The organism is Seonamhaeicola sp. ABD4_340 (assembly GCF_056312135.1).
This window is the reverse complement of record NZ_CM149981.1, coordinates 1,590,587-1,602,893: the sequence shown is the minus strand read 5'-3', so window position 1 is coordinate 1,602,893 and position 12,307 is coordinate 1,590,587. Positions and strand designations below refer to the sequence as shown.

Here is a 12,307-nt window from a genome sequence, read left to right as displayed (position 1 = left end):
CTAAATGAAACTTGACAAATTTGTAATTGCTATTATTATAGCGGTAGCAGTAGCGTATTTTTACCCTGAAGCTGTTAAGGTTTTACCTTTAAATACTATTTCTAGTATTGGGGTTTCTTTAATTTTCTTTTTCTACGGACTTAAGTTAAATCTAACACAAATAAAAGACGGATTAAAAAACTGGAAATTACATTTACTTATTCAAGTGAGTACTTTTTTAGTGTTTCCGTTAGTTGTGCTTTGTGCTTTACCCGTAATACCTGAATCATCAAAAAACTTATGGTTAGCTTTTTTATTTTTAGCTGCTTTACCTTCAACAGTGTCATCATCTGTAGTAATGGTTTCTATTGCAAAAGGCAATATACCTGCCGCTATTTTTAACGCTAGCATTTCTGGTTTAATAGGTATTGTAATTACCCCTATTTGGATGGGATTATTTTTAAACAACGCCAGTACAGATTATAACCTCACAGAGGTTTACCAAAAACTACTTTTAGAAATTTTGGCTCCTGTTTTTTTGGGTCTCATTTTTAACAAATACTTAGGCGCATTTGCCCAAAAACATAAAAATTACCTTACGCTGTTTGATAAGAGTATCATTTTAATAATAATTTACAAAAGTTTCTCTAAATCATTCTTAGATGGTATTTTTAACAATCTTACAATTATAGAATTACTGCTTATTTTATGTGTCTCAATTGTGTTATTTTTTATTGTTTTCCAAGTCATTAAATTCATTTCAAAAACACTAAACTTTTCAATTGAAGACCAAATTACAGCACAATTTTGTGGCACCAAAAAATCGTTGGTACACGGTACGGTGTTTTCTAAAATACTATTTCAAAATACCTCATTTTTAGGCATTATTTTACTTCCTATTATGCTATTTCATGCATTTCAAATTTTAGCTACTAGCGTTATGGCTTCCAAATATGCCAAACGTTAAATTAAGTAAGTTTTTGCATTTTTTACCGACATTTTATAAGGTTTCCTAAAAAATTGCATAAACAACTATGAAACACTTTTTCATAAAAACAACAGCTATTATCATTTTATTTTCTAGCTGTCAGCCCAATGAGTTAAACCTATTTAACCCAAATGCTTCAAGAATCCCTCAAGAGGTAAACACAAATGTTGTTTTTGCAGATCCAAATTTGGCGCAAGAGGCAAAAGATTTGCATTTAAGGTTGCAGCTTATAACCCAAAAAGGCATTACATTTGGCCAACAGGGCGCCATTGGAGGCGGTGTTAATTTCTTTGATTTTGAATCTCTTGAAAGTGACTTTAGCCGTGTTGCTGGAGATTGGCCTGCCGTAATAGGTTTTGATCTTGAAGAATTAGAACTATGGGATCCCTTAAACCCTAATCCTGATGTTAATGACTTTAGGAAAGACCTTATTACCAAAGCACATAATAACGGCAGCATTATAACTTTAAGCTGGCATACAGCTAACCCTGTAACGAAAAAAAATTCTTTTGACACCACAAAAGCAGTTATTCACATGCTTGAAGGCGGTAGCCTAAGAGCCGAATTTTTACTTTATTTGGAGCGTATTGCATTTTTTTTAAATAGTTTGAAAGATGAAAAGGGCAAGCCAATACCGGTTTTATTTAGGCCATGGCATGAAATGAATGGTAATTTCTTTTTTTGGGGAGAAGCTTTTAGATCTACTGAAGCATACAAACAACTATTTAGAGATACTGTTAACATTCTTTCAAATACGTATAATGTTCACAATGTACTTTATATATATTCGCCTAATACTGTTAGAAACTCTTCAGAATATTTAAAAAATTATCCTGGTGATAGTTATGTAGATATACTAGGCATTGATGTTTACCACCATAAAAACACTAATTTTATTAATAACACCATTAGAAACCTAGATATTGTTGAAAATATTGCCAAAGAAAAACATATGCTTTTTGCACTAACCGAAACGGGCTTAGAGAATGTAACTCAGCCTGATTGGTGGACACAGCAACTATACAAAGGCATAAAAAGTAGCAGCATTACATATGCTTTAATTTGGCGTAATGCTACAAAAAATCATTTTTATGTACCATACCAAGGACATTTTTCTGAAGATGATTTTAAAGCGTTTGTATCAAAAGATATTATTTTACTCCATAACGATATTCAAATAGATTAAATAAATTATAGCATAAAAAAAGCAGGATTTAATCCTGCTTTTTCATTTATATATTGCATCTATTATGCCGTTTGCATTTCGTGCTTGCCTTCATAGATTTCTTCTACTAACTTAGCGTTAAATGCTGGTAAATCTTTAGGTGAACGACTTGTTACTAAACCTTCGTCTACAACAACTTCTTCATCTAACCAATGCGCTCCTGCATTTTCAATATCGGTTTTAATTGAATTGTATGATGTTACTTTTCGTCCTTTTATAACATCTGCTTCAGCTAACAACCATGGTGCATGACAAATTGCTGCTACTGGTTTCTTGTTTTCAAAAAACGACTTTACAAAATCTACAGCCTTATCATTTCGTCTTAAAATATCAGGATTAATGACGCCACCTGGCAACATTAAAGCATTATAATTACTCTGTGATACTTCGTCTAGACTTTTGTCTACCTTGTAAGCATTACTCCAATTTCCGTTATCCCAACCTTTAATTTCGCCAGTTTTTAAAGATACAATGTGCACATCTGCTCCTGCCTCTTCTAACGCTTTTTTAGGTTCTCTTAATTCACTTTCTTCAAAGCCATCGGTTGCTAAAATTGCAACGGTCTTTTTTTCTAAATTTTCCATTTTCATTTGTGATTTTTGGGTTAATAATTCTCCATTCAAACTAACAGATATATTAACCAAAACCAAAATTTGACTGCGGATTAACCTAGACTTAACAGCAATTGTTAAGGAATCTTAAAATGAAAAAAATTAAAACATTAAGGCATTTAACCCTATTCTCTCTTATTTTTGATATTAAAAAAGACCCACCAAAGCTAAAGTGAATTTTATAAAGACTAAGGCGTATTAAGCTGTTTTTTTCTTTTTCCTTTGGTAATACTGATATGCTAAACCGGCAAATGCAATACCACCAAAAATAAAAATGAGATAAGATTTACTTGGATGTGTTACTGGTGCATCATCACCATAAAGTACAAAACCTGCCCAGTAATAAGGGTGACGTAATTTTGGATTATCAGTTTCTCTTAAATAGTTGATTTTTGCTTGTTGCAATGCTTCCGATTTGGTTTTTCCTTTTTTAAGATTTTTATAAAAATCTACCATAATCGTTTTAGTACTCATATCCGGTACTTCCCAGAGGCTAGCTATAGTTGCTTCTGCTCCTGCAAAACTAAAAGCTCTATGTAAAGAATTAATATTTAAAGCACTGTCTTCTGCTCCTACCGCCGTGTTACATGCTCCCAAAACAGCTAGACTAACAGGAATATTTAAGGCATATAATTCCTCCAAATGTAGTTTTTCTTTCTTTGGAAAATTAAAATGACTAAAATTGGGATTTACCTCATCCATTGTTGCATGCATTGCAAGATGTAATATCGTTCCATCGGATTTATGATTTATAAATTCTTCTTTTGTAGCATCTTCTCCAATAAAAGCATTGGTCTCAAATATTTTTTTAATTTCTTCAGCTTCTTTTTGCGCTCCCTCCAAATAATAAGGAACACTTCTAGTAGCAATTGTAAGATCTCTTTTCGGGTAAGCTGGAGCAAAAAGACTTACTAGTGGTGTATTCTCTTTAATGTTATTTACCTCATCCTCTACATATAATAGCCTTAAGTGAGAAGAATATCTAATACTTTTATTCTTAACAAGAAACTCATTATTATACGCCAATGTTTCAAATGGCAACTGATAAATTGGATTGTCTCCAATAATTATGATTTTATCATAACTCAAAGCACTTTGTGGAATTAGCTTAGTAGTTAAGTTTTTGCTTAATTCAAATCCTAAATTTGAATTCTTTATTTGATTAATATAGTTATTAAGTAGTTTTTTTTCTTTTGTACCCCAAGGTTTCAAATAAAGCTCAATACTTTCCTTTGTAATCTCAAAGACTACAAACGTATTTTTAAAAAAGAGATATTTTAGCAAAACCTCTTCTTCAGGAATTTTCTTCTGGAAAGAAGAAACATCAAAGCTATTTGTTTTTAAAACTGAAAATTTTGGGTAATTTTTTTCAACATATAACTCATTGTATTTCAGCGCATCTTCTATCGAATCTACTCTTTTAGATGAATTCTCTCTTTTAGCAGTAACAAGTTTATTTCTTAACTGATATTCCACTTTTTCTAACGAATCAATAAAAGGTAAATTAACCAAGCGTCGACTTTTACTGAACTGTTTCCAAGCTAAACGATTCTCAATATTTTCTATATCATTAACAAGCTGCCTTATTTCACCTTTACTGAGATTTTTAGACGTCATTTGCAAAACACCATCAAAAGCTTCATTAAAATAATTTTTCAACCTAAAATTAAAAGAAGAAAAACGATAACTTTTTTTGAACTGTTGAACCGCTAAATTATATAATTGCTTCTTTGTGTTTATAAATAGTGAATCTTTTGAATCAAGTTCAACTGATGCAGCTAATTGTAAAATATCACTGATTTGATTTATCGAGGAACTCGGTAAAAAATTGGAAAAATCTGAACGTAATGGCTCTGAAGAATCATGAATATTTTCTAATGTTTCAAATACTAGTTTTTCCCAGTTTTCATATTGCTTAAGTTTTAACATTAAACTAGCCTTCAAACTGCTGTAGGTAGAGGAATTTGGATTATTTTCATCTGCTATTAGTTCATTGATTGTTTTTAATGCCTCAATATAATTGCCTTTAACATTATATGCTCTAGCTATGTTATATCTTATCAAATTATGATGATACTTATGGTCGCTAATATTAAACTCCTGTTTTGCTTTACTGTAATAAAATAATGCGCTATCAGCTTCTTTTTCTTGGTTAGAATCAGCAATAAATGTATTGCCATAATAACCATAAATTGCACCAAGTTTAATCTTGTGCTCTATTGGCCAGTAGTTAGGATGCTGTTCCTTAAAATTAGTGTAAGCTGTAATTACATTTTTTATTTTTTTTTGACCCTCATAGTTAAATTCTAAATCTAATTTTTTATTTACTACCTGAGCGTAACGATATTTTAACCAAAGTTCAAGGTCTTCCTCAATGCTATATGTATCCTTTTGCAACGCCTCATTATTCTTAATTAAATTGGTCTCTAATGCTTTTTCAATATAATAATACGCTTTTTCTAAATAGCCCATAAATGCCATATCCAAGGAAAGCTCCGCATATACACCAGTTAAAAATTCAAGGTCTGGATCTTTTACCGTTTTTAAGATGTTTAAAGCTTCTTTTTTTGAATCATATGAAACATAAGGTTTATTTAAAAAGTACTCTGGAAATGATTTCCAATACAATATTTTAGCTTTAACGTTATTACCTTCTTGACTGTTCAAACAATAACTTAATCCTTTATTGCCCGCCTCAATACTTTTTTCATTCTCTCGGGTGCGGTAGTAGGACCCTGTTAAATAAATATAAAGTTTTGATACTTCTAAGCTATCCAAATCCTTTTCAGGTAGTAATTCTGCTAAACTATTATTACAAAATAGAATTGTCTCCTTATAGTTGGAGGCGTCATAAAGTCTTTTTGCTTTCTCAGAAGCCATAGTATCTTGAATCTGAGCATTAAGACCTTGCACATAAATTAAAAGAACACAAATAATTGTTTTGGAAAGCGACTTTAAAATCATTGATTCAATTTTTTTTCAAAATACAAAAAACGGCAGTTTTTTTAGCTGCCGTAAATTATTTTTTATTATGACTTTAAAGTACCATCATTTAGCTATATCAGGACGCGTTCTTAATTTAAAATAAAATTCTACAGATTTAATTTCTATTATCTAAAAAATCCTTAAAAACAGTATCAATTTTTATACTGATATTTTCCGTTCTTAAAACTTTGTGATCCGGATATAAGCCAGTTTCCTCCTTTTCGCAAAGTTTAGAAACATCGTTTGCTCTGGCAACATCTGTACATTCTACATAATGTACACCATCAAAATATGCGACAAGTCGTTTTGAATTAAACGCTACAATATGCAGCGTGCCTTCATAAAGTGTGCTTTCAGAATTATTAGGCGAATCTCCAAACAACATACTATAAGTAGGTTTACTATTACTGTATTCAGAAGTTTCTTGGTTCATAATGGCACTACTATCCAATTTATCAATCATTGGTTTTGTAAGTGCTTCAATTTGTTTCATCGCCTCATCAGGAGAAAATTTTCCTTCTTGCATTAATTTTGAAATTCTTTGTGCCTCTTGTTCAATAGATGCCTTTTGGTTTTTTAATCCACTTACGTCTGTACCTGATGCAGATGCATTCATTTTATGCATCTCAGCGGTATTGAAATTATTTTCTTCAATACCTTCTTTTACAAGTGAAAAACTTACATAAACACTATCTTCTGGCGTAATAGGGAACTTAAATGCTCTTTTAAAATCTACTGAAAGACTTAACGACAATGGTCTTGGTATTTCATCAGGATGCGGTTCTTTCCCTTGGCGCCTCAATGCATCTAACCGTTTTGCCCAATCTCCATTTGGGCTCATATCAACTTCTGAGATATAGAAGCTAAACGTTTCTCCACTATTTCCAATCTGAACATCTATAACCTCTGCAGGTTGAAATGTTTTTCCGTTTTATATAACATCTTGTTGTGCTTGTATCGTTATGTGTATGCAAAAGGTAAAAAGAACTACTTTTAATATAATAGTTTTCATGATTTTAAAATTTAGCTCTTCCAGGACGTTTACGAAGTGTAAACCCAAATTCAACAGGCTTAATTTCACCTTTAAATCCAACTGGTTTTACTAATAATTGTACTTCATAACTACCTTCTGGCATTGTTCCAATCATTTGATCAGCAGGATCTTCGTCTTCCATTGGATTTGAGGCTAATAACCCAACAAAATCGAAAGCCTCCGCTGGAATAAACATATCTCCAGGGAAATACGGTATTGGCTGTTTACGAATTACATTTTTCACCAATTTTCCATCTTTTTTAACCGATGTAATAAATTCAAAAAATACAATGTCTTCTTTGTAAATATTGGTGGGTAATTTATCTCCATCAAAACTAAATTTCAACTTGTATTTACCGGTTTTAAAGTCTTTAAAAAGTTGAACTGCCGAATTCGTTTCCAATTTAAGTTCAGTTTTAGACTTTCCGTTTAGAGTTAATGCGCCTTTAACTTTTTGGGCGTGCGTTAAGGATAGTGTGAAAATTAATATTAGGGTTATAAACGTTGTTTTCATGTTATTGGATTTAATTTATAATTGATAATGTTGTGCAATTTCTAAAGCAATTTCTTTGGTTAACTTACCTGAAGATGTTGTATAACCATTGTTTGGTGGTGTAATACCGTATAAAACGCCTTCTTTAAGTATTTGTAGTTGGTACACGTTAGAAATAAAAACAGCTTTGTCTCCCATATTTACTTTATGACAGAGCGTTGGGTTTCTTTCTGGGTTACACTGCCAAAACGGGTCTTCTTGCTGATTGATATGTGCATATACTATCCCTTTCCAAAACTCATATTCCTTTTCGCCATAAAAAAGTTTTACATTACAATGTAATATTCCTCCCGAACCGTTGTCTACAGGTTCAATTTCAATACGATTAGCATCTGGATGATAACCAAGCACCAAATCTTTTGGGAAATTAGAACATAATTGTTCTTTAATAGCATCAATATTAATGGTTGCTTTAGTACTTTGGTTAGTTGCGTTGTTATCTTCTTTAGCTATATTATTTTTCTTTTCTCCTAAACAAGACACACATACTAAGGTAAGCAAGATGAGAACAAGATTAATTTTTTTCATTTTTAGTTGTTTTTAATTTGTATATCCTGAAGCTTTAGCCATGGCTAAAGCTATTTTTTTATAGTCTCTATTTTTAGCTACTTCTTCCTTATTAAGGCCATTTTTTGGTGGGTAAACCATAAGCGTGTAACCATCAAATTTTATCTTTAATTCATGTTTACTTTCATTCCAAAGCGCAGCCATCCCTAGGTTATCAACCCATTCAGCAGATTTAGATATTGATTTTTGAAGCGCCCAAGCCTCTTCCCATTTTTCGCCACCACCAGCAGCTTCAGCAACTTCACCCATCATTTCATCTTTTTTAATCTCTCTAAATAATGATATGGAACCGCGTAACCATTCATAATCGTTTTTACTTGTTTCTATATAAAAACCGCATTGTGGCTCTACATTTTTACTAAACCGATTTGAGTTTTTATTATCTAATACACGTATTTTATCTTCAGATACATTGTACAATGCGGCTAAAACACTCAAGGGCATCTGCTCGCAGGCACTCTTGTTTTTATTATAATTAATAAGATTTCCTTTAAAGTTTTTATTCACAAAACTGGTATCTCCAAGTTCAGATACATTAATCGTTTTTTTATCGCCCAAACAAGAGGAGATTAAAGTCGTTAATGCGAGTATTACTATACTGTGTTTTAATTTCATAATTGAATTATTTAATGATTAGTCTTTCCGTTTGAATACCATTAAGCGCCTTAACTCTCACGATATACATACCTTTACTCAAATGATTTATATTAATTTTTGAAGATGTGCTGTTGGAGTTATCCTCAAGGTACACCTGCTCCCCAAGAACATTGTAAACACTTATGTTTTTTATCTCTGAAGGTGAGGTGATTGTAACTTCATTAGATGCAGGATTTGGGTATAATTTCATTTTTGAAATTTCAACTTCAGATGTAGATAATAATGAAGCATCTTGAACATTAATTGTGAAATTACCAGGTTGTTGTTTAAGCGTTTTTACTGGTTTTGTTTGAGATATTTTACCACCCGCTAAATCGGCTTCAATCCAAACCTGTAAATAGTACTTTTGCCCAACGGTTAAATTATTTTGAAGCAAATCGTTTGCTGAACATGCAATTGGTGTAATGCTGTTACAGTTTTCATAAATAGCAAACTTTACTGTACCTTCTAGAGAAGACGCTGCAATAAACACACTTGCTGAATCTGGTGCATCAAACTCAAACCAAACATCAATAATCACCAAATCTCCTTGTTGGCAACCAGGAGTTACATTACTAGACGTAGCACTTATATTGCTACCATTAAATATTGCGCCCAAGGTTAACGGTGTTGCATCGGCACAACCATCATTACTTGGTGCACAATCTAACCCGAAGAAAGACTGAGTGTCTATATTATTCCAAGTAGTAGTAGTGCTAAAATTAACATCATCTACCTGAATACAAAATAGATTTTCGTTTGAAGTAGCATTAAAATTGGTATTAGTTACATTAGCGTTATTCCCGTTTTGTAAATTAAGGTTTGCTAAATTATTGTTTTGACAAAATATTATATTTAGTAAAGGGTTATTTTCTAGATTTAACTCTACTAAATTATTTACCGCAACATCAAGTTCTTTTAGGTTTAAAAGCATACTCACATCAATTGAGGTAAGCTGGTTATTATTAATGTAGACTTGCTCTAAAAGTAAATTATTAGACAAATTAATGCCGCTTAAATTATTAAAATTAGCACTAAGTGAAATTAAATTTACATTAGCAGAAAGATCTAGACTTGAAAGATTATTTAAGGCAATTAATAATCCTGATAATGCTGTATTTGCACTTAAATCTACCGTTGTTAAATTGTTATTCTGAGCGAAAAGGGTTTCTAAGTTTTTAAATCCTTCAATACCCGTTAAATCTGAAATTGATTTGGAAGAAACATCCAAAGTTTCGATGTTAATAATATCAGATTCTAAAACCTGCCCGTTAACCACGCCATCAGAATCTATACCTTTATCAATCAAAGCTTGTTCAAAATTAGTATCAGGTATATTAATTGTTGCTCCTGATGAACATTGAGTACTAAATGAAACTTGAGAATCTACACCCCATTCATTTGCACTCTCAGTAGGATCTGTTACCGAAATACATGTTAAATTCGGGTTACTTGTTGCGTTGAAAGAAAAATTCCATGCTGATGATTTAACATTTTTCACTGTTAATGAGCTAAGATTATTGAACTCTAGAACTATATATCTTAATTCTGGTTTGTCCTCAATTATCAAGTTAGTAAGCTCATTGCTTCTAAAGTTAATTTCCTCTAATACGTTACAATTATCTAAATTAACCGATGATAATTTATTGCTTCTAGCATCAATATCTTTAAGGAGCGTATTGGCGCTAAAATCAAGTGATACAAGATTATTATTATTAATTTTAATATTCTCTAAAACTAGAGAACTAGATAAGTCCAAAGTAGATAGATTACCAATTGGGCACTCTAATTGATTTAAGGATGAGTTTGTTGTAGGTAAAATTAATGACGTTATAGGGTTAGATCCACAACCTAATCTTTCTAGGTTACTTAGCATGCTTAAGTCTAAGGATGTTAATGAATTTCCCGTTATAAATAATCTTATTAAAGCCAAATTATTAGATAAATCCACTTCTGTCAAATTATTACCATTAAGAAAAAGCCATTCAACACTTGTGAAATTTGATATACCAGTTAAATCAGATATGTTTTTATTAGATAAATCTAGGTTAGTAATACTTGACGCAAATGAAGCATCCATAACCCCGTCTATTTCGTTTGTAGGTGATGTACGATCTAAATTAAGATCTATGAGTGCCTGTTCAAAATTTGAATCAGGAATACTAAAAGTTTGAGCGAAGGAAACTAAAGAAATACTTATAGTTAAAAAGAATAATATTTTTTTCATATTTAAAAATTTGTAGTGGAACCTAGATTAAAACATCTTTCGATATTCCTTTGGGTTAATAGTTTTGCTAATATTATCGTTAATGGCTATGGTTTCGCTTTTCATACTTCCGTCTTTTGAAGAAACTGTATACTCCATAATATGACCATCTAGAAGCGTTGTGTTTTGTATAAACCAATTTGGTAGATTTACACTTGGTGCTACCCATAAATTTATTTTTACATCTTTATCTGCCATCACATATTCATAGCATTTGGCTCCTAATACAGTTTTTGTTTTTCCTGTTTTTTTCAAATTGGTATAATCGTAATTTGCCATTTCTTCCGACGGGTTTTGCATTTGCTTACCTCCAACCATACCCTGAGACATGCGTATTTTCATACCTTGTGTTTCTGCAAAAATGTGAACATCGTTTCCATCCATAACAATTAAAGATTCTCCATCCATTTCAGCATCTGAATATTCAGCCATATTTGCTTTCATAGCAAAATATTCTGTATTTGGGTTAAACAAATAAGACATATTGTATGTCTCATTTTCTTTAAGATTTGTAAGTTTCACTTTTGTTTCAAATGTAAAATTGTATACTCCCGGACTTGGATTATTACCTGAAATGTTTGGCAAATTTTCATAATTGGTATTAGCTTTTTTAGATTTATCTACTGTTCGTGAATCTATAAATGCAACTGGGCCTACATCTATTGCACCACTAACATTACTTGATGTGTAAGACTCTAAATATTTGTTTTCACTATTTTGGTCTGGATTTTTAGTTCGTGTAATTAATTGAGCGATACCAGAAAATGACAATTGCATATTTGTTTCGCTTAAAACATCAATTACAACCTCGCCAGATTCTATGTTATAAGATTGATAATCTTCTGTAACCGCTTTGTAGAGACCTTGCCCATTTCCAGATTCTGGTGTCCAAATAGGATCATAGGATAATTCTAATTTAGCATCATTAGGTATATTTAATTTTATTTGTTTCTTCTTAGGTTCGTTTTTATCAAACAATAGTTCATTTCCTCTTGGTACTACCAAAACATACCCATCTTGAATATCGGCTGCATGGGTTACCCAAGACCCATAAATTCTCACCTCATTATTACTTCTATTTAATTTAGCTTTACCAAACTCATCAATTGAATAAGTACCATATTTGGCGTTATGTTTTATTACTGCAGAACCAGAAATAGTAGAAGTGCTGGAAGTCTTTTCCTTTTCTTCAATGTCTTTCCCGGGAGTCTCTTTTGGTTTTTCAGAAGATATGTCGTCTATAGTTTTATCCACTTTTTCCTCAACTTTCTGCTCTATTTTTCTGTTGACTTTATCCTTAAGTTTCTTTAAAAATTGTGCTTCTACATTAGAAGAAATTACTAGCATAATAATTAACATCATGCTTCGAAATACTTGTGTTTTCATTTTAGCTTTCATATTAAGTTACACCCCTTTGTTCTCTAATGTTTTAAAATGTTAACAGTAGTTAAAAAAAAATTATAT

The 12,307-nt window shown here is 31.6% G+C and carries 10 protein-coding genes; 2 read left to right on the top strand and 8 right to left on the bottom strand.

All coding sequences use genetic code 11. The features are described from left to right. Nucleotides 1-4 precede the first annotated feature (4 nt). Complete coding sequence (locus tag ACYX4H_RS06975; protein WP_476238491.1) at nucleotides 5-946, top strand: bile acid:sodium symporter family protein; 942 nt, start codon at nucleotides 5-7, stop codon at nucleotides 944-946. Between the two features lie 67 nt (nucleotides 947-1,013). After that, entirely contained in the window at nucleotides 1,014-2,153 is a 1,140-nt protein-coding gene (locus ACYX4H_RS06970; RefSeq protein ID WP_476238490.1) for a glycoside hydrolase family 26 protein, read from the top strand. Nucleotides 2,154-2,215: 62 nt separating this feature from the next. Here ACYX4H_RS06970 and ACYX4H_RS06965 read toward each other — a convergent pair whose 3' ends face one another. The 8 genes from ACYX4H_RS06965 to ACYX4H_RS06930 form a co-directional block, all read right to left on the bottom strand. After that, entirely contained in the window at nucleotides 2,216-2,776 is a 561-nt protein-coding gene (locus ACYX4H_RS06965) for a type 1 glutamine amidotransferase domain-containing protein (RefSeq protein ID WP_476238489.1), read from the bottom strand. A 225-nt stretch (nucleotides 2,777-3,001) separates the two neighbouring features. Continuing rightward, nucleotides 3,002-5,767: a CHAT domain-containing protein gene (locus tag ACYX4H_RS06960; protein ID WP_476238488.1), complete on the bottom strand. Its 2,766-nt coding sequence runs from the start codon at nucleotides 5,765-5,767 to the stop codon at nucleotides 3,002-3,004. Nucleotides 5,768-5,903: 136 nt separating this feature from the next. Continuing rightward, entirely contained in the window at nucleotides 5,904-6,629 is a 726-nt protein-coding gene (locus ACYX4H_RS06955) for a hypothetical protein (RefSeq protein WP_476238487.1), read from the bottom strand. 175 nt (nucleotides 6,630-6,804) lie between these two features. Further along, a complete protein-coding gene (locus ACYX4H_RS06950; RefSeq protein WP_476238486.1) occupies nucleotides 6,805-7,335 on the bottom strand; it encodes a hypothetical protein in 531 nt (176 codons plus the stop codon). Nucleotides 7,336-7,350: 15 nt separating this feature from the next. Then, nucleotides 7,351-7,902 carry a hypothetical protein gene (locus tag ACYX4H_RS06945; protein ID WP_476238485.1) on the bottom strand — a complete coding sequence of 184 codons (552 nt, stop codon included), beginning with the start codon at nucleotides 7,900-7,902 and terminating at the stop codon, nucleotides 7,351-7,353. Nucleotides 7,903-7,914: 12 nt separating this feature from the next. Next, a complete protein-coding gene (locus ACYX4H_RS06940; protein ID WP_476238484.1) occupies nucleotides 7,915-8,556 on the bottom strand; it encodes a hypothetical protein in 642 nt (213 codons plus the stop codon). 7 nt (nucleotides 8,557-8,563) lie between these two features. Beyond that, the gene (locus ACYX4H_RS06935) at nucleotides 8,564-10,804 is read right to left on the bottom strand and encodes a T9SS type A sorting domain-containing protein (RefSeq protein WP_476238482.1); all 2,241 of its coding nucleotides are present in this window, start codon (nucleotides 10,802-10,804) and stop codon (nucleotides 8,564-8,566) included. A 27-nt stretch (nucleotides 10,805-10,831) separates the two neighbouring features. Further along, the gene (locus tag ACYX4H_RS06930; protein WP_476238481.1) at nucleotides 10,832-12,205 is read right to left on the bottom strand and encodes a DUF4412 domain-containing protein; all 1,374 of its coding nucleotides are present in this window, start codon (nucleotides 12,203-12,205) and stop codon (nucleotides 10,832-10,834) included. Nucleotides 12,206-12,307: the final 102 nt, after the last annotated feature.